Origin of the sequence: Pseudorhodoferax sp. Leaf267 (assembly GCF_001422405.1) — a bacterium.
GTDB lineage: Bacteria > Pseudomonadota > Gammaproteobacteria > Burkholderiales > Burkholderiaceae_C > Pseudorhodoferax.
In genome coordinates this window covers 1,099,783-1,122,256 of sequence record NZ_LMMV01000001.1, presented here as the reverse complement: position 1 = coordinate 1,122,256, position 22,474 = coordinate 1,099,783, and the positions used below count along the sequence as shown (strand labels likewise).

The window sequence follows — 22,474 nt, the reverse complement described above, 5'->3', positions numbered from 1 at the left end:
ACAGGCCTGCCGCTGCACGCAGCGCCGCAGCCTTGTAGCGCAAGTCTGCGGGTCCGCTGGCGCGGACGCAGGCCTTCACAGGCCTGCCGCTGCACGCAGCGCCGCAGCCTTGTCCGTGCGCTCCCACGAGAACTCCGGCTCTTCACGGCCGAAGTGGCCGTAGGCCGCGGTCTTCTCGTAGATCGGACGCAGCAGGTCGAGCATCTGGATGATGCCCTTGGGCCGCAGGTCGAAGTGTTCGGCCACCAGCGCCGACAGCTTCTCGTCGGAGACCACGCCCGTGCCTTCGGTGTAGACCGTGATGTTCATCGGCCGTGCCACGCCGATGGCGTAGGCCACCTGGATCTGGCACTGGCGCGCCAGGCCGGCGGCCACGATGTTCTTGGCCACGTAGCGCGCGGCATAGGCGGCCGAGCGGTCGACCTTGGACGGGTCCTTGCCCGAGAACGCGCCGCCACCGTGCGGGCAGGCGCCGCCGTAGGTGTCGACGATGATCTTGCGGCCCGTGAGGCCGCAATCGCCCTGCGGGCCGCCGATGACGAAGCGGCCGGTCGGGTTGATCAGGTACTTGGTGTCCTTGAGCCACTCCTTGGGCAGCACGGGCTTGATGAGCTCCTCGATGATGGCTTCGGTGAAGCTGGCCTTCATCTTCTTGGAGGTCTCGCTCTGGTCGGGGTGGTGCTGGGTGGACAGCACCACGGTGTCGATGCTGTGCGGCTTGCCGTCCACGTAGCGCATCGTCACCTGGCTCTTGGCGTCGGGCCGCAGGAAGGGCAGGCGGCCGTCCTTGCGCAGCTGGGCCTGGCGCTCGACCAGGCGGTGCGCGTAGTAGATGGGCGCGGGCATCAGCTCGGGCGTCTCGTCGCAGGCGTAGCCGAACATCAGGCCCTGGTCGCCAGCGCCGGTGTTCAGGTGGTCGTCGCTGGCATGGTCCACGCCCTGGGCGATGTCGTTGGACTGCTTGTCGTAGCAGACCATGACCGCGCAGCCCTTGTAGTCGATGCCGTAGTCGGTGTTGTCGTAGCCGATGCGCTTGATGGTGTCGCGCGCGACCTGGATGTAGTCCACGTGCGCGTTGGTGGTGATCTCGCCCGCCAGCACCACCAGGCCGGTGTTGGTCAGCGTCTCGGCGGCCACGCGCGAGAGCGGGTCCTGCTGGAAGATCGCGTCGAGGATCGCGTCGGAGATCTGGTCCGCCACCTTGTCGGGGTGGCCTTCGGACACGGATTCGGACGTGAAGAGAAAGTCGTTCGCCATTTGAATAAACTCCTGTGCTTCGCAAAAAGGCTGTCACGTCTTGCGTTGCCTTGAGCCGGAGCTTGCGGCGAACGCTTTAGCAGATGTGTTTAAGGTCGCCCTGCAAGTAGTTCAATAACTCGGCGACCGCCGCGATTCTAGACCCATGCCCTGTTTCCCCTTGCCGCCGGCGGGCCGTTCTTGATGCTGGCGCGCGTCGCCATCGTGCTGATGCGCCTGCTGGCGCCGCTGCCCTTGCCGCTGGTGCGCGGGCTGGGCTGGCTGCTGGCGCAACTGCTGTACCGGCTCGTGGGCAGCCGCCGCCGCATCGCGCTGACCAACCTGGCGCTGTGCTTTCCGGACATGCCCGCGGCCGAGCGCGAGGCGCTGGCGCGCCGGTCCTTCGTGGTGTTCCTGCAAGCCTGGCTGGACCGCTCCTGGCTCTGGCATGGCCGGCCCGAAACCACGCGCAGGCGCTTGCGCATGACGGGCGAGCTGGCGCAGTTTGACGGCCAGTCGCCGGTGTTGATCTTCGCGCCGCACTTCGTCGGGCTGGACGCGGGCGCCACGGCGCTGTCGCAGCAGATCCCGCGCCAGTTCGCCACCATCTACACGCCGCAGTCCAACCTGGTCATCGACGCCTGGGTCGCCCGGGGCCGCCAGCGTTTCGGCAATGCGAAGCTCTACAACCGCGCCGACGGCATCAAGCCCGTGGTGGCGGCGCTGCGCGCGGGCGAGCCGGTCTACCTGCTGCCCGACATGGATTTCGGCGCACGCGATTCGGTGTTCGTGCCGTTCTATGGCGTGCCGGCCGCGACCGTGCCCTCACTGGCGCGCTTCGCACGGCTGGGCCGCGCGCGCGTGGTGCCGGTCGTCACGCGCATGACGCGGCAAGGCTACGAGGTGCAGGTGCTGCCGGCCTGGGAGCAGTTTCCGACCGACGATGCGGTGGCCGACACGGCGCGCATGAACCAGCGCCTGCAGGGCTACATCGACGCGATGCCCGCGCAGTACTTCTGGGTGCACAAGCGCTTCAAGACGCGGCCGCCGGGAGCGGCTTCCGTTTACTGAGACGGGGCGGCGGGTGCGGCCAGGCCGTCGGGGTGCGCCCACTGCCACAGCATGCGGCTGGCCTCGTCGATGCCCGTGCGCTTGAGCGCAGAGAACAGCGCCGCATGGCCGCCGCCGGCCTGCAGCTTCGCGATCGACAAGGCCTTGGTGGCCTCCATGCGCGTGAGCTTGTCGGCCTTGGTCAACAGCAGCAGGAACTTGAGCCCCTCTTCCACGCGCGGGCGCACCACTTCGAGCAGCACCTCGTCCAGCTCGGTCAGGCCCAGGCGCGGGTCGCACAGCAGCACGATGCCCTTGAGGTTCTCGCGCGTGACCAGGTAATTGGCCATGACCTGCTGCCAGCGCAGCTTGTCGGCCTTGGGCACGGCCGCGTAGCCGTAGCCCGGCAGGTCGGCCAGCACGGCGTCGGTGACGCCCTGCTTGCCGAGGGCGAACAGGTTGATGTGCTGCGTGCGGCCGGGCTTCTTGGATGCGAAGGCCAGCTGCTTTTGCTGCGTCAGCGTGTTGATGCAGGTGGACTTGCCGGCATTGGAGCGGCCCACGAATGCGATCTCGGGCACGTCCAATGCGGGCAGGAACTGCAGCTGCGGCGCCGTGGTCAGGAAGCGGGCGGTGTGCAGCCAGCCCGAGGCGACGACCGCAGTCGGTGCCGTGGGCGGCGCCTCGGTGGGGGAAGGGGCTGCCGAGGAGGCTGCGGGAGCGGGTGCGGTCATGTCGGCAATCGGGAGGGCGCGGGGTCGCATTGTAGAATCGCCGGGTTTTGCGCATATAAAACCACCCTCGATATGAAGTTGCTTGCTCCCATGCTCCTGGCTGCCATGCTTGCGGCAGCGTCGTTCTCCAGCGCCGCTGCGGACGGAAAGCCCGCCGCGCCTGCCAAGGCGGCCAAGCCGGATCTGGTCAAGGGCGAGCAGGGCTACACCGCCGTGTGCGCAGCCTGCCATGGTGCCGACGGCAATTCCGCCATTCCGGCCAATCCCAAGCTGTCGCAGCAACACCCGGAGTACCTGGTCAAACAGTTGCAGGAGTTCAAGGAGGGCAAGCGCGACAACCCGATCATGAAGGGCTTCGCCTCCACGCTCAGCGACGAGGACATGCGCAACATCTCGTACTGGGTCACGACCAAGCCGGCCAAGGCCGGCTTTGCCAAGGACAAGGAACTCGTGATGCTGGGCGAGCGCATCTACCGCGGTGGCGTGCCCGACCGGCAGATCGCCGCCTGCGCCGGCTGCCACAGCCCGAATGGCGCCGGCATCCCGTCGCAGTACCCGCGCCTGTCGGGCCAGCATGCCGACTACACGGCCACGCAACTCACTGCGTTCCGTGATGGCAAGCGCAAGAACAATGCCCAGATGACGGGTGTGGCCGCCAAGCTCAATGACCGCGAAATCCGCGCCGTCTCCGACTACATCGCCGGCCTGCGTTGAATTGACACGCAAGCGGGCGTGCGCACGCGCCTGCTTGCGGAACCAAGTGCCGGATCCTCGGCCTAAGCAGAGGGCCGGACCAGCGGGCCTTCGCGCGGGATGGCCCGCTTTTTCTTTGTGGCGCCATTCCTGGCGCGGCTGAACTGCAGACGATGTCGATCACCACCCACGGACTTCGCGTCAAGACGGGCTCGCATGCATGGCGGGTCGCGATCGAGTTGCTGTCGTCCATGCGGTTCGCGATCTCGCTGCTGACGGTGATCTGCATCGCCTCCGTCATCGGCACCGTGCTCAAGCAGCACGAGCCCAGCAACAACTATGTGAACCAGTTCGGCCCGTTCTGGTCCCAGGTGTTCGACACGCTGAGCCTGCCCGCCGTCTACAGCGCCTGGTGGTTCCTGCTGATCCTGGCCTTCCTGGTGACCAGCACCTCGCTGTGCATCGCGCGCAGCGCGCCCAAGATCTTCGCCGACCTCAAGGTCTACAAGGAAGACATGCGCGCGCAGAGCCTGAAGGCCTTCGGCCACCGCGCCCAGTCCGTCATGGCGGGCACGCCCGAGCATGCTGCGGCGCGCGTGGGCCAGGCGCTGGCCGGCGCCGGCTGGAAGGTCAAGCTGCAGCGCCGCGAGACACCCGCTGGCGAGGGCTGGATGGTGGCGGCCAAGGCCGGCGCGGCCAACAAGTTCGGCTACATCGCGGCGCACAGCGCCATCGTGCTCGTGTGCATCGGCGGCCTGCTCGACGGCGACCTGGTGGTGCGCGCGCAGACCTGGTTCAACGGCAAGTCCATCTACAAGGGCGGCGGCATGCTTGCCGACGTCGCCCCCGAGCACCGGCTGTCGCCGCGCAACCCCACCTTCCGCGGCAACCTGATGGTGGCCGAGGGCACGCAGTCCAGCACAGCGATCCTGGCCCAGTCCGACGGCGTGTTGCTGCAGGACCTGCCTTTCGCGATCGAGCTCAAGAAGTTCATCGTCGAGTACTACTCGACCGGCATGCCCAAGCTGTTCGCCAGCGACATCGTGATCCACGACCGCGAGACCGGCAGGCAGACGCCCGCACGCGTGGAGGTCAACCACCCGGCGAGCTACAAGGGCATCGAGATCTACCAGTCCAGCTTCGACGACGGCGGCTCCACCGTGCAGCTCAAGGCCGTGCCGCTCACGCCTGGCGTGAAGCCCTTCGAGATCGAGGGCGTGATCGGGGGGAGCTCCGAGCTCACGCGCGGCGGTGAGGGCGGCGAGAAGATGACGCTGGAGTACACGGCCCTGCGCGTGATCAACGTGGAGAACTTCGGTGCCGGCGCCGGGGCCCCCGTCGACGTGCGCAAGGTCGACCTGCGCGGCGCCATCGACGCGCGCCTGGGCGCCGGCAACAAGACCGTCACGCACCGCGAGCTGCGCAACGTGGGCCCCAGCATTTCCTACAAGCTGCGCGACGCCGCCGGCCAGGCGCGGGAGTTCCACAACTACATGCTGCCCGTGGACATGGGCGACGGCGCCGTGCCGGCCTTCCTGCTGGGCATGCGCGAGAACCCGGCCGACTCCTTCCGCTACCTGCGCATTCCGGCCGACGAGGCGGGCAGCATGGACACCTTCTTGCGCCTGCGCGCCGGCATCCTGGACGCCGCCACGCGCGACGAGGCCGTGCGCCGCTATGCCGCGCGCGCCGTCGACCCGGCGCGGCCCGAGCTCGCGCAACAGCTTGCGGCCTCGGCCTCCAAGGCGCTGGCGCTGTTCGCGGGCGAGCCGGCGGACGCGGCCTCGGCCACACCGCGCGGCGGGCTGCAGGCGATCGCCGACTTCATGGAAAGCAACGTGCCCGAGGCCGAGCGTGGCCGCGCCAGCGAGGTGCTGATCCGCATCCTGAACGGCGTGCTGTTCGAGCTGGTGCAGATGACGCAGCAGCGTGCCGGCGCCCAGCCGCTGGACACGAGCGAGAAGACGCAGGCGTTCATGACGCAGGCCGTGCTGTCGCTCAGCGACGCGCAGATCTACCCGGCGCCCATGGCCTTCCAGCTGGCCAACTTCACGCAGGTGCAGGCCAGCGTGTTCCAGGTCGCGCGCGCGCCAGGGCGCAACATCGTCTACCTGGGCTGCCTGTTCCTGATCCTGGGCGTGTTCGCCATGCTGTACGTGCGCGAGCGCCGGCTCTGGGTCTGGATGGCGCCGCATGCGCAGGGCACCGAGGCGACGATGGCCTTGTCCAGCAACCGCCAGACGCTGGACGTGGACCGCGAGTTCGAGCAGCTCAAGACTAAACTGATTGGCGCAAAGGAGACACCATGAACACGATCACGCGCAGTGACACGCTGGTGCTGAACGAGGGGTTCTTCAGCCGCCGCAACTGGTTCGATTGGGTGTTTGCCGCCATCGTCGTGGCAGGCGGGCTGTGGACGCTGTCGCGCTACCACGCGTCCATGGACATCTACGAGAAGTGCATCCTGGCCGGTGCCGTGCCCAGCCTGGTCTGGCTGGGCTGGTTCTGGCGGCCCCTGCGCACGCTGATGCTGGTGGTGGCCGGCCTGGCCCTCGTGGCCATCGCGTCCTACCAGGTCGATGGGCAGGCGGACCTGGCGCGCGCCGACCAGGTGTTCTGGCTCAAATACTTCCTGTCCAGCCAGTCGGCCATCCTGTGGATGAGCATGCTGTTCTTCATCAGCACCGTCTTCTACTGGGGCGGCATGGTCTCGCGCAACCCGGCCGCCGCGCTGGAGCTGCTGGGCTCGCGCATCGCCTGGGGCGCCGTGACCATGGCCCTTGTCGGCACCATGGTGCGCTGGTACGAGAGCCACCAGCTCGGCCCGGACATCGGCCACATCCCGGTCAGCAACCTGTACGAAGTCTTCGTGCTGTTCTGCTGGATGACCGCGCTGTTCTACCTGTACTTCGAGGCCCAGTACCGCACGCGTGCGCTGGGTGCCTTCGTGATGTTGGTCGTCAGCGCGGCCGTCGGCTTTTTGCTCTGGTACACGGTGGTGCGCGAGGCGCACGAGATCCAGCCGCTGGTGCCCGCGCTCAAGAGCTGGTGGATGAAGCTGCATGTGCCGGCCAATTTCGTGGGCTATGGCACCTTCGCGCTGGCCGCCATGGTCGCCTTCGCCTACCTCATCAAGCAGCAGGCCGGCGAGAGCCGCTGGTGGCGCCTGGCGCCGCTGTGGCTGCTGGGCATCGTGCTGTGCTTCGAGCCACTGGTGTTCCGCCAGGGCGCGGGCGAGGCCGGCAGCGGCTACTGGGCTGTGTATTTCGGCATCTCGGCGCTGATCGTGGGCACCATCATCTACGGCCGGCGCCGCATCGCCGAACGCCTGCCCAGCTTCGAAGTGCTGGACGACGTGATGTACAAATCCATCGCCGTCGGCTTCGCGTTCTTCACGATCGCCACCGTTCTCGGCGCGCTGTGGGCGGCCGAGGCCTGGGGCGGCTACTGGAGCTGGGATCCGAAGGAGACCTGGGCCCTGATCGTCTGGCTCAACTACGCGGCCTGGCTGCACATGCGCCTGCTCAAGGGCTTGCGTGGCACCGTGGCAGCCTGGTGGGCCTTGGGCGGGCTTGTGGTCACGACCTTCGCCTTCCTGGGCGTCAACATGTTCCTGTCGGGCCTGCACAGCTACGGAACGCTGTGACCGTGGTCGTCTCTGACGGCATCCGGCGCGGCGTTTTCTGCGTATGACTACTCCGAAAGGATGCACGATGCTGATCAAGACGAATGCCGACGGATTTCTGCACCCGCACGTCAGTCAGATCACGCCGTATGGCGCCTACCGGAACCGGCGCGAACTGATGCGCTGGATGGCCGGCGGCGCGGCCGGTGTGGCACTGGCGGGCTGGGCCCAGCGCGAGGCGCTGGCACAGACGGCGCGGCCCGGCAAGCTGGCGGCCCTGCCGGGCGCCAAGTCGGCCGTGGCAGGCGCGGTCACCATGGAAAAGCTGACCGCCTACCAGGACGCCAGCACCTACAACAACTATTACGAGTTCGGCACCGACAAGGCCGACCCGGCGAAGAACGCCCACACGCTGAAGACCTCACCGTGGACGGTGGAGATCGAGGGCCTGGTCAAGAAGCCCGGCAAGTACGCGCTGGAAGACCTGCTCAAGCTGACCGCGATGGAAGAGCGCATCTACCGCATGCGCTGCGTCGAGGGCTGGTCCATGGTGATTCCGTGGGTCGGCTACTCGCTGAGCACGCTGATCCAGCGCGTGGAGCCGCAGCCCGGTGCCAAGTTCGTCGAGTTCCTGACCCTGGCCGACCCCAAGACCATGCCTTTCGTGGGATCGCGCGTGCTGGAGTGGCCCTACGCCGAAGGCCTGCGCATGGATGAGGCCATGCACCCGCTGACCCTGCTGTCGTTCGGCATGTACGGCGAGGTGCTGCCGAATCAGAACGGCGCGCCCGTGCGCCTGGTCGTGCCCTGGAAATACGGCTTCAAGAACGCCAAGAGCCTGGTCAAGATCCGCTTCACCGACAAGCAGCCCGGCACGGCCTGGAACAAGGCCGCGGCCAACGAATACGGCTTCTATTCCAACGTGAACCCCGAGGTGGACCACCCGCGCTGGAGCCAGGCGACCGAGCGACGCATCGGCGAGGACGGCCTGTTCGCCAAGAAGCGCAAGACGCTGATGTTCAACGGCTACGAGGCCCAGGTCGGCCAGCTCTACGCCGGCATGGACCTCAAGAAGAACTATTGATTCACGATGCCTCCACGCTCATCGCTTCGCGTATCGCTGCCCCCCGAGGGGGCGCGTCAGCAGCTTCGGAGCGGCCGGGCGCCGCTGACGTGAAACCGCTGCTGCACCCGGCCGCCAAGCCGGCGGTGTTCGCGTTGTGCCTGCTGCCGTTCGGCTGGCTGGCGTGGAACGTGGCGCAGGCCCAGGCGGGCAATGCCCACATCCTGGGTGCCAACCCGGCTGAATACCTGATCCGCACCACTGGCGACTGGACACTGCGTTTTGTCTGCATCGTGCTGGCCGTCACGCCCTTGCGCGTGCTGGCGGGCTTGCCGGCGCTGGCCCGTTTCCGCCGCATGCTCGGGTTGTTCGCGTACTTCTACGTCGTGCTGCACCTGTTGTGCTACGCCTGGTTCGACATGGGCTTCGAGGTGGCCGACATCGCGGCCGACATCGCCAAGCGGCCGTTCATCCTGGTCGGCTTCCTCGGCTTCGTGCTGCTGAGCCTGCTGGCGGCCACCTCGTTCAACCGCGCGATCAAGGCCATGGGCGCCAAGCGCTGGCAGGCGCTGCACAAGCTGGTCTATGCGGTCGCCGGGCTGGCGCTGCTGCACTTCTTCTGGATGCGCGCGGGCAAGAACGACTTCGCCGAGGTCGCGGTCTATGCCGCGATCATGGCTGTGCTGCTGGGCTGGCGGCTGTGGCGCCGGTTCAGTCCAGCAACAGCTCGCCGCGCATCTGGTCCTGCGCGTCCTCGCGCCGGCGGATGAGCCGGGCCTGGGCCCCATCCACCAGCACTTCGGCCGGCCGGCCGCGCGTGTTGTAGTTGCTGGCCATGCTCATGCAATAGGCACCGGCGGACAGCACGGCCAGCAGGTCGCCTGCCTGCACCGCCAGCGCGCGCTCGCGGCCGATCCAGTCGCCGCTCTCACAGACCGGGCCGACCACGTCGTAGGAGGCCGTCGCACCGTCGCGCGGGGAGAGCGGCACGATCTGGTGGAAGGCCTGGTACATGGCCGGCCGCGGCAGGTCGTTCATGGCGGCGTCGACGATGCAAAAGCTCTTGTGCTCGCCGGGCTTCAAGTACAGCACTTCGGTCACGCACAGGCCGGCGTTGCCGACCAGCGAGCGGCCGGGCTCGATCATGAGCTGGCGCTGGCCGTAGCCACGCGCATCCAGCTTGGCCAGCAGCTTGTGCCACAGCGCGTCGGCAGCGGGCGGTGTGTCGCCCTGGTAGTCGATGCCCAGGCCGCCGCCGAAATCGATGTGCTTGAGCGGGATGCCCGCCGCCTCGATCTGGGCCACGAGGTCCAGCACGCGGTCCATGGCGTCCAGGTAGGGCGTCTCTTCGGTGATCTGCGAGCCGATGTGGCAGTCGATGCCGACCACGCGCAGGCCCGCCAGGCTGGCGGCGCGCTGGTAGCTACGCAGCGCGTCTTCATGGGCCACGCCGAACTTGTTGCCCTTCAGGCCGGTGGAGATGTAGGGGTGGGTCTTGGGGTCGACGTTCGGGTTCACGCGGATGCTGACCGGCGCGACATGGCCACCCGCCAGCGCAACCGCATTCAGCACCTCGAGCTCGGCCTCGCTCTCCACGTTGAAGCAGCCGATGCCGGCCTGCAGCGCGCGCTGCATTTCCGCGCGCGTCTTGCCGACGCCGGAGAAGATGATCCTGGCCGGCGTGCCGCCGGCCGCCAGCACGCGTTCGAGTTCGCCGCCCGACACGATGTCGAAGCCGCAGCCCGCCTGCGCGAACACCTGCAGCACGGCCAGCGAGGAGTTGGCTTTCATCGCATAGCAGATCTGCGCGTTGCGCCCTGCGAAGCCGCGCTGGTAGGCCGCCAGCGCCGCCAGCATGGATGCCTTGGAATACACGAACAGCGGCGTGCCGTGCTGCTGCGCCAGGTCGGCCACGCGCACGCCCTCCACGTGCAATGCACCGTCGGCGAAGTGGACATGGGGTTGGCCGGGCAGGGGCATGGGCGTCATGGTGCGGCAGGGCAAAAGAAAGGAATCATAGGCAGGCGCGGCGCGCCGCACCATGTGCAAACCAAGGCTGCAGGCGGTTGTGGCCTGGATTTCAAAGGCTTTGCGCGGGCACGGCCTTCAAGGCCGCGTCTCAACTGCCGGGCAGCGGCAGTGGGGGCGTGACCGGCGCGACCGGAGGCAACGGCTGCGCGACGGGCGCCGGAGCCGACGCCGCTGCGCTGGCGCGCCCGGGCGTCAAGGTCTGCCCGAGCGAGGCGCGGTTGGCGGCGGCCGCGTCGGTCGCGTAATACAGATTGCCCTTTTGCCCACAGGCCGACAAGGCCAGCACGCAGGAGGCCGTTACTAGAATGCGGATCACTCTGGACATGGCTGAAATTATGACCGACCCCGAATTCATGGACCGTGCCGAGCGCCTGCTCGCGGCCGTGGAAGCCAGCTGCGACCGCATCAACGACAGCAGCGATGCCGACGTGGACAACCAGCGCACCGGCGGCATGGTCACGCTGGCGTTCACCAACGGCAGCCAGATCGTGGTCAATCTGCAGAAACCGCTGCACGAGGTCTGGCTGGCCGCGCAGTCCGGTGGCTACCACTACAAGGGCGACACCGGCCAGTGGCTGGACACCAAGAGCGGCGCCGAGTTCTTCGCCCAGCTCTCGCGCGACGCCAGCGCGCAGGCTGGCCAGCCACTGGTCTTTCGCGCGCTCTAGTTGCGGAACAGGTCGAGGATGCGGTTGCGCTCCTCGGCCGGCGGTGGCGCCGCCACCGTGCCGTTGGGCGCTGGCATCGGGGTCTCCAGGCCCAGGCTGCTGACGCCGTTGTTGCGCGCGTATTCCTCGTAGAACCATTCGCCGCCGTTGTTCACGACGCCCGGTGGCGGCGTCAGCGCGGCAACCGGCACGCCCTTGAGGGCCTGCTCCATGAAGTTGATCCACACCGGCAGCGACAGGCCGCCGCCGGTCTCGCGCGCGCCCAGGTTGCGCGGCGTGTCATAGCCGATCCAGGCCACGGCCGCCAGCGTGGGCTGGTAGCCGGCGAACCAGGCGTCGATGGCGTCGTTGGTCGTGCCGGTCTTGCCGTACACGTCGGGCCGCTTGAGCGTGGCCTGCGCGCGCGCCGCCGTGCCGCGCAACGTCACTTCGTTGAGCAGGCTGTTCATCATGAAGGCATTGCGCGCCGGGATGGTGCGCATGGACTCGTCCAGCACCGGCGGCTTGGTCTCCACCAGCACGCGGCCCTTCTGGTCCGTGACCTTGGCGATCAGCCAGGGGTTCACGCGGTAGCCGCCATTGGCGAACACCGAGTAGGCCGCCGTCATCTGCATCGGCGTGACCGAGCCGGCGCCCAGGGCCATGGTCAGGTAGGCCGGATGCCGCTCGGCGTCGAAGCCGAAATGCGTGACCCATTCCTGCGCGTTCTGCGGGCCCACGGCCTGCAACACGCGGATCGAGATCATGTTCTTGGACTTGGCCAGGCCGGTGCGCAGGCTCATCGGGCCGTCGAACTTGCCGTCGTAGTTCTTGGGCTCCCAGGGCTGGCCGCCCGTGAAGCCGGCATCGAAGAACAGCGGCGCGTCGTTGACCATGGTGGCCGGCGTGAAGCCCTTTTCCAGCGCGGCCGAGTAGATGAAGGGCTTGAAGCTCGAGCCCGGCTGGCGCCAGGCCTGCGTCGCGTGGTTGAACTTGTTCTTCTGGAAGTCGAAGCCGCCGACCAGCGCCTTGATGGAGCCGTCGCGCGGGTCCATGGCCACGAACGCGCCCTCGACCTCGGGCAGCTGCGTGATATCCCAGGTGTTCTTGGGCGTCTTCATCACGCGGATGATGGCGCCGCGGCGGATCTTGATGTTCGGCTGGGCGCTGGCGGCCAGTCCGGACTGCGCTGGCTTCAGGCCTTCGCCCGTGATCTCGACCTCGTCGCCGTTGGCGCGCACGGCCTGGATGCGCTTGGGGTCGGCGCTGAGCACCATGGCCGACAGCACGTCGCCGTTGTCCGGGTGCTCCAGCAGCGCGTCGTCGATGGCGTCTTCCAGCTCGGCGGCGTTGGTCGGCAGGTTCACGAATTTCTCGGGGCCGCGGTAGATCTGGCGCCGCTCGAAGTCCATCAAGCCCTTGCGCAGCGCCTTGTAAGCCGCGTCCTGGTCGCTGGCCTTGAGCGTGGTGTAGACGTTCAGGCCCCGCGTATAGGTCACGTCGCCGTACTGCGCGAACATCAGCTGGCGCACCGTCTCGGTCACGAATTCGGCGTGCACGCGCGTGCCTTCGCCGGCCGGGCGGATGCGCAGCTCCTCGGTCTTGGCCTGCTTGGCCTGGGCTGCCGTGATGAAGCCGTTCTCCAGCATGCGGTCGATGATGTGCAGCTGGCGCGTGCGTGCGCGGTTCGGGTTGCTGATCGGGTTGTAGGCCGAGGGGGCCTTGGGCAAGCCGGCGAGCATGGCGGCTTCGGCGATGGTGAGGTCCTTGAGCGGCTTGCCGAAGTAGGTCTCGGCCGCCGACGCGAAGCCGTAGGCGCGGTTGCCCAGGAAGATCTGGTTCATGTAGATCTCCAGGATCTGGTCCTTGGAGAGCAGGTGTTCCAGCTTGAAGGTCAGCAAGATCTCGTAGATCTTGCGTGTGTAGGTCTTCTCGGACGACAGGTACACATTGCGCGCCACCTGCATGGTGATCGTCGACGCGCCCTGGCTCTTGAGCTGGCCCAGGTTGGCCACGGCCGCCCGCAGCACGCCCTTGTAGTCCACGCCGCCATGCTCATAGAAGCGTGAGTCCTCGATGGCCAGCACGGCGTCCTTCATGACCTGCGGGATCTCGGCGATCGGCGTCAGGTTGCGGCGCTCCTCGCCGAACTCGGCCAGCAGCAGCCCCTCGCTGGAGAACACGCGCAGGGGCAGCTTGGGCCTGTAGTCCGCCAGGTCCGAGATGTCGGGCAGGTTGGGGTAGGCCACGGCAAGCGCCAGGCCGATGACCAGCGCCAAGGCAGCGGCGCCCGCCAGGGCCACGCCGGCGGTCCAGGCCAGCGCCTGCCCGCACCGCGCCAGCCAGGACGGCGCGCGGGATTCGGCGCCGCGCGAGTCGCCTGTCTTCGGTGGTTGGGGCATAGGGGATACGTGGAGTCAGCAGAGCAGGTCGGTGGGCCGGTTGCGGCCCAGGGGCGCCATTTTGCCTTGCACCCGCTTGCACCGGTGGCATCCAGGGCCTTGCGTGTAACGGTCCGCAAGGCCCCTGGTGAGCTTGACAGGGTCGTCTGCTTTTACCAACGCTCGCCCGCGCCAGGGGGTGATCTGGCTTCCCTGCGCGCGACTGTTGCTGCTAGCATCCCAAAAGCTTGTCAGTATTTGTATCATTTTTGCGCAATTCAGGAGCCGGCCTTGATCTCACTGGGATCGCTCTTCAGTCGAAAGCCCGGCCCACTGTTGGGGCTTGATGTCAGCTCCTCCAGCCTGAAGCTGGTGGAACTCGACCACGATGCGGGCGGCAACCTGGTGCTGCGGCGTTGCGCCATCGAACCGCTGGAACGCGGCTGGATCAACGACGGCAACATCGAGAAGTTCGACGAGGTTGCCGACGCCGTGCGCCGGCTGGTGAAAAAGAGCGGCACGCGCACCAAAAACGTGGCCATGGCGCTGCCGCCGTCCGCCGTCATCACCAAGAAGATCGTGCTGCCGGGCGGGCTGTCCGACCAGGAGCTCGAATTCCAGGTCGAGTCCGAGGCGAACCAGTACATCCCGTTCTCGCTCGACGAGGTCAGCCTGGACTTCTGCGTGATCGGCCCCAGCGTGAGCTCGGTCGGCGATGTGGAAGTGCTGATCGCCGCCTCGCGCAAGGAAAAGGTGCAGGACCGCCAGGGCCTGGCCGAGGCCGCGGGGCTCAAGCCCGTGGTGCTGGACATCGAGTCCTACGCGTCGCGGCTCGCGGCCGGCCGGCTCATCGAGCGCCTGCCGAACAAGGGCGTGGACCTGGTCGTCGCGCTGTTCGAAGTGGGCGCCGTGGCCACCAGCATGCAGGTGATCCGCAACGACGAGGTGCTCTACGACCGCGACCAGGCCTTCGGCGGCGCGCAGCTCACGCAGCTGATCGTGCGCCAGTACGGCTTCTCCGTCGAGGAGGCCGAGGCCAAGAAGCGCAGTGGCGAGCTGCCCGAAGACTACGAAACGGGCGTGCTCAAGCCCTTCGTGGACAGCCTGGCCCAGGAAATCAGCCGCGCATTACAGTTCTTTTTTACGAGCACGCCGCACAACCGGGTCGACCGCGTGATGCTGGCCGGCGGCTCCGCGCCGCTGCCCGGCCTGACCGAGGCCGTGACCGCGTATTCCTCGTTCCCCTGCATGCTCGTGAACCCGTTCGAGGGCATGGAAGTGGGTGGTGACGTGCGCATGGCCAAGATGGCGCGCGAGGCGCCGTCGTATCTCACCTCCTGCGGGCTGGCGATGCGGAGATTCCTGCAGTGATCCTGATCAACCTGCTGCCCCACCGCGAGGCGGCGCGCAAGGCCAGGCGGGATGCGTTCCATGTGACGCTGGGTGCATCCGCACTCGTCGGCCTGCTGCTGGCCGCCGTCGTGTACTTCTGGTTCCAGGGCCAGATCGAGACCCAGCGCAACCGCAACGGCTTCCTGCAGAGCCAGATCCAGACGCTGGACAACCAGATCAAGGAAATCGCCACGATCGAGCAGGAGATCGCCGCGCTGACGGCGCGCCAGAAGGCGGTGGAAGACCTGCAGGCAGACCGCAACCTGCCCGTGCACCTGCTCAACGAGTTGGTCCGGCAGACGCCCAACGGTGTCTACATCACCAGCTTGCGCCAGGAAAACCAGTCCGTGACGCTGGCGGGCGTGGCGCAGTCCAACGAGCGCATCTCCGAGCTGCTGCGCAACCTGACCGACAGCACGCCCTGGCTGGCCAAGCCCGAGCTCACCGAGATCGTGTCCGCCACCTTGCCGCTGAGCGCGCGCGACACGCGCCGTGTGGCCAACTTCAACCTGCGCGTGCGCCTGATGCGCGCCAGTGAACTGCAGCAGACCGCCGCCACGCCGGCATCCACGGCCTCGGCCCCGGCACGGTAAGCAATCCTCATGGCCACCAAGCCCGCCCCCAAAGCCGCCTTCTCCGCCATCCAGGAGCAGTTCGCGCGGCAGTTCCGCAATCTGCATCCGTCCGACCCCTCGCAGTGGCCATCGCTGCCGCGCGCACTGCTGCTGGTGTTCGTGGCCACCGCCGTGGTGGCCGTGCTCTGGTTCACCTACCTGAGCGGCTTTGAGGACGAGCTGATCGCCGAGCGCGCCAAGGAAACCGAGCTGCGCACCGCCTACCAGACGCGCATGGTCAAGGCCGTGAACCTGGAGGCGCTGAAGAAGCAGCGCGAGCAGATCCAGCAGTACGTGACGCAGCTCGAAAAGCAGCTGCCCAGCAAGGCTGAAATGGCCGCGCTGCTGTCCGACGTGAACCAGGCCGGCCTGGGCCGCAGCCTGCAGTTCGACCTGTTCCGGCCCGGCCAGGTCGTGGTGCGGCCCTACTACGCCGAGCTGCCGATCGCGCTGCGCGTGACGGGCCGCTTCCACGACATCGGCGCCTTCGCGTCCGACGTGGCCAATCTGTCGCGCATCGTGACGCTGAACAACATCGCCATCGTGCCCGGCCGCGATGGCGCGCTGACCATGGACGCCACGGCGCGCACCTTCCGCTATCTCGACCAGGACGAAATCACCGCCCAGCAGGCCGCCGCCGGAGCCAAGAAATGAGGCGCCTGCTCCGCCTGTCGCTGTTGGCGCTGTCGGCCCTGGCCCTGGCGGGCTGCGGATCCGCGGACGAGGACGAACTGCAGCAGTGGATGACGGAGCAGCGCAGCCAGGTCCGCCCGCGCGTCACGCCGCTGACCGCGCCCAAGCAATTCGTGCCCCAGGCATATGACCAGGAGAGCGGCGTCGACCCGTTCAGCCAGCAGAAGCTGGCCCAGGCCCTGCGCCAGGACTCGGCCCAGACCACGGCCAATGCCAGCCTGGTCGCGCCCGAGCTGGCACGGCGCAAGGAGCCGCTGGAGTCCTATCCGCTGGACAGCATGGCCATGGTGGGCAGCCTGCGCCGCGACGGCGCGCCGGTGGCGCTGATCCGCATCGACAACCTGTTGCACCAGGTGCGCGTGGGCGCCTACCTCGGCCAGAACTACGGCAAAGTCACCAAGATCGACGAGACAGAAGTTTCCCTGCGCGAGATCGTCCAGGACGGCGGCGGAGATTGGATCGAGCGCAAGGCGAGCCTGGTGCTGCAAGAAAGGGTGAAATGAAGATTCAGAACGCGATCGCGCACAGCGCGCCGCGCCGTTGGGCCGCGGCCTTGCTGTGGGTGGCAGCCTCGTGCAGCGCGCTCGCGCAGCCGGCGATCGAGGCCGTGACCGGCGCCCTGCAGCAGGGCACGGAAGTGATCCGCATCGACCTGAGCGAGGCGCCCACCTCCATGCCCACCGGCGTGTCCATCCAGTCGCCGGCCCGCATCGCGCTGGACTTCCCGGGTGTCGTGACCACGCTGGGCCGTGCGCCCATCGAGATGAACCAGGGCAACCTGCGCTCGGCCAACGTGCTGCAGGTGGGCGACCGTTCGCGCGTGGTGCTGAACCTGAAGCAGGCGACCTCGTACAAGGCACAGCTGCAGGGCAAGTCCATCCTGATCGTGCTGGAGCCCGTGGTCACGGCGCTGCCGGCCAGCCCGGCGCCCGTGTTTCCCGACGCCGGCACGCGCGGCCGCCCGGCATTGAAGGACCTGGACTTCAGGCGTGGCCCGGACAACACGGGCAAGATCGTCGTGGGACTGGGCAGCAGCCAGGTCGGTGTCGACCTGCGCCAGCAGGGCCAGACCCTGGTCGTCGAGTTCCTGAACTCCTCGCTGCCCGAGGGCCTGCGCCGCCGGCTCGACGTGAGCGACTTCGACACGCCGGTGCAGAACATCTCCACCTTCCAGGTCGGCGACCGCGTGCGCATGGTCATCGAGCCGCGCGGCGCCTGGGAACACAGCGCCTACCAGAGCGACGGCCAGTTCGTCGTCGAGGTGCGGCCGCAGCGCGTGGACCCGAACCGCCTGAGCCAGGGCCCCGGCTTCACGGGCGACAAGCTGTCGCTGAACTTCCAGAACATCGAAGTGCGCGCGCTGCTGCAGGTGATCGCCGACTTCACGAACTTCAACGTCGTGACCTCCGACTCCGTGACCGGCTCGGTCACGTTGCGCCTGAAGGACGTGCCCTGGGACCAGGCGCTGCAGATCATCATGGACGCCAAGGGCCTGGGCATGGAGAAGAGCGGCAGCGTGCTGTGGATCGCGCCCAAGGACGAGATCGACGCACGCAAGAAGAAAGACCTCGAATCCGCCGCCGCGCTGGAAAACCTGGAGCCGCTGCGCACCCAGTCGTTCCAGATGAACTACGCGCGCGCGGTCGACATCGCCGCGCAGATCGCCAACTCGTCCAGCGGCGGCGGTGGCGGCGGCACTGGCGCCAGCTCGCGTTTCCTAAGTGCACGGGGTACGGCCATCCCCGAGCCGCGGACCAACCAGTTGTTCGTGACCGACATCGCAAGCCGGCTGCAGGCCGTCAACGAGCTGATCAAGAAGCTGGACATTGCCGTGCGCCAGGTGCTGATCGAGGCGCGCATCGTCGAGGCCTCCGACACCTTCGGCCGCTCGCTGGGCGTGCGACTGGGCGGCGGCGACCTGCGCGCGCAGAACGGCGGGCTGGGCGGCTACCGCCTCTCGGGCAACAACCGCGCCGTCTTCGGCACCACCTACGGCAACGCGGTGGCCAGCGCCGGTGCGGGCGGCGTCATCAACACCAGCAGCAACTTCGTGAACCTGCCGGCCGAAGCGCTCGGCGTAGCCGACAGCGCGGCCAGCTTCGCGGTCTCGATCTTCAACGCCGCCGCCAACCGGTTCCTGACGCTGGAGCTGTCGGCCCTGGAGTCCGACGGCAAGGGCAAGGTCGTCTCCAGCCCGCGCGTGGTCACGGCCGACCAGACCAAGGCGCTGATCGAGCAGGGCACCGAGCTGCCCTACCAGGTCGCCACCTCCAGCGGCGCCACATCGATCGCGTTCCGCAAGGCCAACCTCAAGCTCGAAGTGGTCCCGCAGATCACGCCGGAGGGCAACATCATCCTGGACCTGGACGTCAACAAGGACAGCGTGGGCCAGAGCACGGCGGCTGGCTTTGCGATCAACACCAAGCACATCAAGACCCAGGTGCTGGTGGAGAACGGCGGCACGGTCGTGATCGGCGGCATCTTCGAGCTGAACGAGGTCGACACCGAGGCCAAGGTGCCATTGCTGGGCGACATCCCGATCGCCGGCAACTTGTTCAAGAGCCGCACGCGGACCTCGAACAAGCAGGAAATGCTGATCTTCATCACGCCGAAGATGATCGCGGAGCGCTCGGCTTCGCGCTGAGCACAAGAATTCGAAAAGGGTGAGGACACCATGCGTTACGTGAAGTACTTGATGGCACTGGCGATGACCGGCCTGCTGGCGGCGTGCGGGGGTGGGGGCGGCAGTGCGGGGACGCCGATCGGGGGAGGTGGGGGGACGACTCCGACACCGAGCGTGCCGACGCTGGTCGTCACAGTCATCAACAGCAGTGATGCTGTCGTGCCTAGCATTTCTGCTGGCGGCGCGTACACGGCACGTGCCACGCTCAAGGATGCGTCGGGTGCTGCAATCGCCAATCGGTTGGTCACGTTTGCGCTGTCCGACCAAACCACGGCCAAGTTGACGCCGACAACCGCGTTGACCAATGCCTCTGGTATCGCGCAAGTAGCTGTCGAACCCGTCTCGTTGTCCGCCTTGGGCGCAGCCACGTTGACCGCGACGGCTACGGTCGATACCGCAACCATCACGGGCACGACGGACTTCGCCGTCTCTGCCTCCAGTCTCGTGTTGTCGCCGCTGGTCAGCAGTTCTTCCGCCCTTGCTTCCGGCGGCAATGCAACGCTGACCACCACTGCATCGATCAGTGGCGTTCCCGCGGCCGGCATCCCGGTCAATGTTGCTTTTGCCGCGTCCTGTGGTCGTATCAATGGCCAGGATGCAAGCGCGGGCAGCTTTGGCGTGACGACCAATGGCAGCGGTGTGGCGGAGGTCTCCTACACCGCCGTTGCTGCCGACGGCAAGCCATGCAGCGGCGCGGTAACGTTGACCGCAACCAGCCCTGGCGCGACGTCGCAGTCGACCACTGTCACGGTTGCCGCGCCCATTGCCAATACGCTGACCTTCGTCAGTGCGACGCCGGATCAGATCTTCGTAGCAGGCTCCGGGGCGGTCGAGCAGTCAGTGGTCAGCTTTCGAGTACTGTCTTCGGTCGGATCGGCGCTCGCCAATGTGCCCGTCGATTTCAGCATCGATACCAATCCAGGTGGCGTCGGCATTGGTGCATCCGGCTCGACCGCGTCGGTGCGGCGTACGAGTGACCAGGATGGCTTGGTTTCGGTCTCCCTGTTCTCCGGCACGATTCCCGGACCGGTCAAACTACGAGCAACCTTGATCGGATCGAGTCCGGCGGTGTTTGCCGAGTCGCAAAATCTAACTGTCGCATCGGGGCCCCCATCGCAGCGCTTCATGAGTTTGTCGGTCAGCCGAACCAGCTTGGAAGGTTGGGCCATTGACGGGACACCTTCCACCTTCACGGTGCGTCTGGCAGATCGTCAAGGCAACGCTGTCAACGATGGGACGGTCGTCAACTTCACGGCAGAGGGTGGTCAGATTGCCCGAAGTTGCGCGACAACGAGAGTCAACGGCATCTCGTCGTGCTCCGTGGAGTTTGTGACGCAGAACCCGCGCACGGCTGACGGCCGCATCACGGTGATGGCGCATACGTCCGGTACCAAGGACTATGTGGACGTCAACGGGAACAACATTTATGACGCCGGTGTCGATCAGCTAGCGGTCATGGGGGATGCCTACCGCGACGACAACGAGAACAACGTGGCCGATGTAGGCGAGTTCTTCGTGCCACGCGGCGGTACAGGCAGTTGTCCTTCCGCGGGTGGCGCCTTTCCGTCGAAGTCCAACACCTGCGACAGCGGGCTTGCAACCACGGTGCGGCAGCAGGCCGTCGTTCTTTATGGCTCGTCGATGGCGGCGATCTCAGCGGTTCAGGCGACCGCGGGCAGTGTGTCGTTCCGGTTGCACAGCGCGGATAATCTCCTGCTTCCAATGCCCGCAGGAACAGCAGTGTCCGGCACTGGCGCGCCGACGACTTGCACCGTGGCAGAGGTTGCAGGTGCTCCAGTTGTGGACGTGCGGCCGACGATTGGCCAGCCTGGTGAGAGCCTTGCGACGGCTGTCCGGCTGACGCTGAACGGATGTGTACTTGGAAACAGCGTGTCGATCAAAATTACGGCCCCCTCGGGCTTAACGACGACTTTCTCTGTGCCATTGCAGTGAGGTTTTTTCTTGAACATCGCCCTTGTGGGCATGCCCGGCTCGGGCAAGTCGACGGTCGGGCGCCAGCTGGCGCGCCGGCTCCAACTCCCCTTCGTTGATGCGGACCACTGGGTCGAGCAGGCGCTGGGCTGCTCGATCCGCGAGTACTTTGAGCGCGAGGGCGAGGCCAGTTTCCGCGATGTCGAGGCCCAGGCGATCTCCGACATCACGGACAGCGGCCCCGTGGTCATCGCCACCGGCGGCGGCGCGGTGCTGCGGCCTGCGAACCGCGAGTGCCTGCGTGGCCGCACACGCGTGTTCTACCTGTTCGCGACGCCCGAGGAGGTCTACCGCCGCCTGCGGCACGACCAGAACCGGCCGCTGCTGCAGGTGGCCGATCCGCTCATGCGGCTGCGCGAACTGTTCGCGCAACGCGACGCGCTGTACCGTGAGACCGCGCACGACGTGATCACCATCGGCCGGCCATCGACGGCAGCGCTGGTCAACACCATTGCCGCCATCCTGCAGCCTGCGCCGGGGCCCGCCGCCTGAGGGGCGCCTTACACTTGGCGCCCTGATGGACGCCACCCTAGCCCCTCCTTCCGCCCGCACCGAGGTGCGCATCGATCTCGGTGACCGCAGCTACCCGATCGCCATCGGCAGTGGCCTGCTCGACGACCCCGCCACGTTTGCCGGCGTGCCACGCGCGGCCACGGCGTTGATCGTGACCAACACGACCGTGGGGCCGCTCTACGCGCAGCGCCTGCAGGCCGCGCTGGCCGGCCGCTACGCCGCCATCCACACCGTGGCGCTCCCCGACGGCGAGGCCTACAAGACCTGGGAAACGCTGAACCTGGTGTTCGATGCGCTGCTGTCGCGTGGCTGCGACCGCAAGACCGTGCTGTTCGCGCTGGGCGGCGGCGTGGTGGGCGACATCACCGGCTTCGCCGCTGCCAGCTACATGCGCGGCGTGCCCTTCGTGCAGGTGCCCACCACCTTGCTGGCGCAGGTCGACTCCTCGGTCGGCGGCAAGACGGCCATCAACCACCCGCTGGGCAAGAACATGGTCGGCGCCTTCTACCAGCCCCAGTTGGTGGTGTGCGACCTGGGCGTGCTCAAGACGCTGCCCTCGCGCGAGCTCAGTGCCGGCCTGGCCGAGGTCATCAAGTACGGCCCGATCGCCGACGCGGCGTTCCTGGCGTGGATCGAAGAGAACCTGGACGCGCTGCTGGCCGGCGACCCGGCGGCGCTCGCGTATGCCGTGCAGCGCAGCTGCGAGATCAAGGCCGAGGTCGTGGGCCAGGACGAGCGCGAGGCCGGCCTGCGCGCCATCCTGAACTTCGGCCACACCTTCGGCCATGCGATCGAGGCCGGCATGGGCTACGGCGCCTGGCTGCATGGCGAAGGCGTGGGCTGCGGCATGGTGATGGCGGCACGGCTGTCCGAGCGCCTGGGCCTGCTCGATGCGGCCTCTGTCCAGCGGCTCACGCACCTGGTCGCGCGCGCCGGGCTGCCGACCGTGGGGCCGGTGCTGAGTGCTGCCGACAACGCGGGTCGCTACCTGGAACTCATGCGCGTGGACAAGAAGGCCGAGGGCGGCGAGATCAAGTTCGTGCTGATCGATGGCATCGGCCGCTGCGTGGTGCGAGGCGCGCCGGACGCGCTCGTGCGCGAGGTCATCGACGCGTCCTGCACCTGAG

The 22,474-nt window shown here is 67.3% G+C and carries 20 protein-coding genes; 15 read left to right on the top strand and 5 right to left on the bottom strand.

The features are described from left to right. Window positions 1–75: 75 nt before the first annotated feature. Window positions 76–1,257, bottom strand: a complete 1,182-nt coding sequence (gene metK / locus ASF43_RS04990; protein WP_056177293.1) for a methionine adenosyltransferase — start codon at window positions 1,255–1,257, stop codon at window positions 76–78. Window positions 1,258–1,440: 183 nt separating this feature from the next. Here metK and ASF43_RS04985 point away from each other — a divergent pair, with 183 nt between their 5' ends. Continuing rightward, on the top strand, window positions 1,441–2,307 hold the full coding sequence (locus tag ASF43_RS04985) for a lipid A biosynthesis acyltransferase (protein WP_056177291.1): 867 nt from the start codon (window positions 1,441–1,443) through the stop codon (window positions 2,305–2,307). Here the strand turns inward: ASF43_RS04985 and yihA are convergent. Continuing rightward, entirely contained in the window at window positions 2,301–3,020 is a 720-nt protein-coding gene (yihA, locus tag ASF43_RS04980) for a ribosome biogenesis GTP-binding protein YihA/YsxC (RefSeq protein WP_056177288.1), read from the bottom strand. The genes ASF43_RS04985 and yihA overlap by 7 nt on opposite strands. 72 nt (window positions 3,021–3,092) lie before the next feature. Here yihA and ASF43_RS04975 point away from each other — a divergent pair, with 72 nt between their 5' ends. The 5 genes from ASF43_RS04975 to ASF43_RS04955 all read left to right on the top strand — a co-directional run bounded on the left by ASF43_RS04975 (window position 3,093) and on the right by ASF43_RS04955 (window position 9,171). After that, complete coding sequence (locus tag ASF43_RS04975; protein WP_056177286.1) at window positions 3,093–3,734, top strand: cytochrome c; 642 nt, start codon at window positions 3,093–3,095, stop codon at window positions 3,732–3,734. 152 nt (window positions 3,735–3,886) lie between these two features. Then, entirely contained in the window at window positions 3,887–6,022 is a 2,136-nt protein-coding gene (locus ASF43_RS04970; protein ID WP_056177284.1) for a cytochrome c biogenesis protein ResB, read from the top strand. Then, window positions 6,019–7,359, top strand: coding sequence for a c-type cytochrome biogenesis protein CcsB (ccsB, locus tag ASF43_RS04965; protein WP_056177282.1), 1,341 nt, complete (start codon window positions 6,019–6,021; stop codon window positions 7,357–7,359). Before ASF43_RS04970 ends, ccsB begins: the two co-directional genes overlap by 4 nt. 67 nt (window positions 7,360–7,426) lie before the next feature. After that, window positions 7,427–8,422 (top strand): protein-methionine-sulfoxide reductase catalytic subunit MsrP, encoded by a 996-nt coding sequence (gene msrP / locus ASF43_RS04960; protein ID WP_056177280.1) that lies wholly within the window; start codon window positions 7,427–7,429, stop codon window positions 8,420–8,422. Between the two features lie 89 nt (window positions 8,423–8,511). Next, on the top strand, window positions 8,512–9,171 hold the full coding sequence (locus tag ASF43_RS04955) for a sulfite oxidase heme-binding subunit YedZ (RefSeq protein WP_056177278.1): 660 nt from the start codon (window positions 8,512–8,514) through the stop codon (window positions 9,169–9,171). Here ASF43_RS04955 and lysA read toward each other — a convergent pair. Together lysA and ASF43_RS04945 are read right to left on the bottom strand one after the other, a co-directional pair. After that, entirely contained in the window at window positions 9,113–10,390 is a 1,278-nt protein-coding gene (lysA, locus tag ASF43_RS04950) for a diaminopimelate decarboxylase (protein WP_056178134.1), read from the bottom strand. The two genes, ASF43_RS04955 and lysA, sit on opposite strands and share 59 nt — an antisense overlap. Window positions 10,391–10,520: 130 nt before the next feature. Further along, on the bottom strand, window positions 10,521–10,757 hold the full coding sequence (locus ASF43_RS04945) for a lipoprotein (protein WP_156373130.1): 237 nt from the start codon (window positions 10,755–10,757) through the stop codon (window positions 10,521–10,523). Window positions 10,758–10,767: 10 nt separating this feature from the next. Between ASF43_RS04945 and cyaY the strand changes: the two genes are divergently transcribed. Beyond that, window positions 10,768–11,100 carry an iron donor protein CyaY gene (gene cyaY / locus ASF43_RS04940; RefSeq protein WP_056177276.1) on the top strand — a complete coding sequence of 111 codons (333 nt, stop codon included), beginning with the start codon at window positions 10,768–10,770 and terminating at the stop codon, window positions 11,098–11,100. On the opposite strand, the gene ASF43_RS04935 is transcribed toward cyaY, so the two are convergent. Further along, window positions 11,097–13,481 carry a penicillin-binding protein 1A gene (locus ASF43_RS04935; protein WP_056177275.1) on the bottom strand — a complete coding sequence of 795 codons (2,385 nt, stop codon included), beginning with the start codon at window positions 13,479–13,481 and terminating at the stop codon, window positions 11,097–11,099. The two genes, cyaY and ASF43_RS04935, sit on opposite strands and share 4 nt — an antisense overlap. 270 nt (window positions 13,482–13,751) lie before the next feature. On the opposite strand from ASF43_RS04935, the gene ASF43_RS04930 reads away from it, so the two are divergent. From ASF43_RS04930 to aroB, 8 genes are read left to right on the top strand one after another with little or no spacing between them, the layout of a single operon-like run. Next, window positions 13,752–14,831 (top strand): pilus assembly protein PilM, encoded by a 1,080-nt coding sequence (locus tag ASF43_RS04930; protein WP_056177273.1) that lies wholly within the window; start codon window positions 13,752–13,754, stop codon window positions 14,829–14,831. Continuing rightward, on the top strand, window positions 14,828–15,445 hold the full coding sequence (locus ASF43_RS04925; protein ID WP_056177271.1) for a PilN domain-containing protein: 618 nt from the start codon (window positions 14,828–14,830) through the stop codon (window positions 15,443–15,445). The genes ASF43_RS04930 and ASF43_RS04925 overlap by 4 nt, the downstream gene beginning before the upstream one ends. A gap of 9 nt (window positions 15,446–15,454) precedes the next feature. Next, window positions 15,455–16,120, top strand: coding sequence for a type 4a pilus biogenesis protein PilO (locus ASF43_RS04920; protein WP_082497589.1), 666 nt, complete (start codon window positions 15,455–15,457; stop codon window positions 16,118–16,120). Further along, on the top strand, window positions 16,117–16,662 hold the full coding sequence (locus tag ASF43_RS04915) for a pilus assembly protein PilP (RefSeq protein ID WP_056177267.1): 546 nt from the start codon (window positions 16,117–16,119) through the stop codon (window positions 16,660–16,662). Before ASF43_RS04920 ends, ASF43_RS04915 begins: the two co-directional genes overlap by 4 nt. Continuing rightward, a complete protein-coding gene (gene pilQ, locus ASF43_RS04910) occupies window positions 16,659–18,803 on the top strand; it encodes a type IV pilus secretin PilQ (protein ID WP_056177265.1) in 2,145 nt (714 codons plus the stop codon). The genes ASF43_RS04915 and pilQ overlap by 4 nt, the downstream gene beginning before the upstream one ends. 30 nt (window positions 18,804–18,833) lie before the next feature. Then, window positions 18,834–20,795, top strand: a complete 1,962-nt coding sequence (locus tag ASF43_RS30385; RefSeq protein WP_156373129.1) for a hypothetical protein — start codon at window positions 18,834–18,836, stop codon at window positions 20,793–20,795. A 9-nt stretch (window positions 20,796–20,804) separates the two neighbouring features. Next, window positions 20,805–21,326 carry a shikimate kinase gene (locus tag ASF43_RS04905; protein WP_056177263.1) on the top strand — a complete coding sequence of 174 codons (522 nt, stop codon included), beginning with the start codon at window positions 20,805–20,807 and terminating at the stop codon, window positions 21,324–21,326. A 25-nt stretch (window positions 21,327–21,351) separates the two neighbouring features. Further along, window positions 21,352–22,473 (top strand): 3-dehydroquinate synthase, encoded by a 1,122-nt coding sequence (aroB, locus tag ASF43_RS04900; RefSeq protein WP_056177260.1) that lies wholly within the window; start codon window positions 21,352–21,354, stop codon window positions 22,471–22,473. The last annotated feature ends 1 nt before the right edge of the window (window position 22,474 follow it).

Coding starts and splice junctions, on each gene's coding strand:
- pilQ (WP_056177265.1), top strand. CDS start 16,659: ATGAAGATTCAGAACGCGATCGCGCACAGCGCGCCGCGCCGTTGGGCC.
- aroB (WP_056177260.1), top strand. CDS start 21,352: ATGGACGCCACCCTAGCCCCTCCTTCCGCCCGCACCGAGGTGCGCATC.
- msrP (WP_056177280.1), top strand. CDS start 7,427: ATGCTGATCAAGACGAATGCCGACGGATTTCTGCACCCGCACGTCAGT.
- ASF43_RS04975 (WP_056177286.1), top strand. CDS start 3,093: ATGAAGTTGCTTGCTCCCATGCTCCTGGCTGCCATGCTTGCGGCAGCG.
- ASF43_RS04985 (WP_056177291.1), top strand. CDS start 1,441: ATGCTGGCGCGCGTCGCCATCGTGCTGATGCGCCTGCTGGCGCCGCTG.
- yihA (WP_056177288.1), bottom strand. CDS start 3,020: ATGACCGCACCCGCTCCCGCAGCCTCCTCGGCAGCCCCTTCCCCCACC.
- lysA (WP_056178134.1), bottom strand. CDS start 10,390: ATGACGCCCATGCCCCTGCCCGGCCAACCCCATGTCCACTTCGCCGAC.
- ASF43_RS04945 (WP_156373130.1), bottom strand. CDS start 10,757: ATGTCCAGAGTGATCCGCATTCTAGTAACGGCCTCCTGCGTGCTGGCC.
- cyaY (WP_056177276.1), top strand. CDS start 10,768: ATGACCGACCCCGAATTCATGGACCGTGCCGAGCGCCTGCTCGCGGCC.
- ccsB (WP_056177282.1), top strand. CDS start 6,019: ATGAACACGATCACGCGCAGTGACACGCTGGTGCTGAACGAGGGGTTC.
- ASF43_RS30385 (WP_156373129.1), top strand. CDS start 18,834: ATGCGTTACGTGAAGTACTTGATGGCACTGGCGATGACCGGCCTGCTG.
- ASF43_RS04935 (WP_056177275.1), bottom strand. CDS start 13,481: ATGCCCCAACCACCGAAGACAGGCGACTCGCGCGGCGCCGAATCCCGC.
- ASF43_RS04970 (WP_056177284.1), top strand. CDS start 3,887: ATGTCGATCACCACCCACGGACTTCGCGTCAAGACGGGCTCGCATGCA.
- metK (WP_056177293.1), bottom strand. CDS start 1,257: ATGGCGAACGACTTTCTCTTCACGTCCGAATCCGTGTCCGAAGGCCAC.
- ASF43_RS04920 (WP_082497589.1), top strand. CDS start 15,455: ATGGCCACCAAGCCCGCCCCCAAAGCCGCCTTCTCCGCCATCCAGGAG.
- ASF43_RS04915 (WP_056177267.1), top strand. CDS start 16,117: ATGAGGCGCCTGCTCCGCCTGTCGCTGTTGGCGCTGTCGGCCCTGGCC.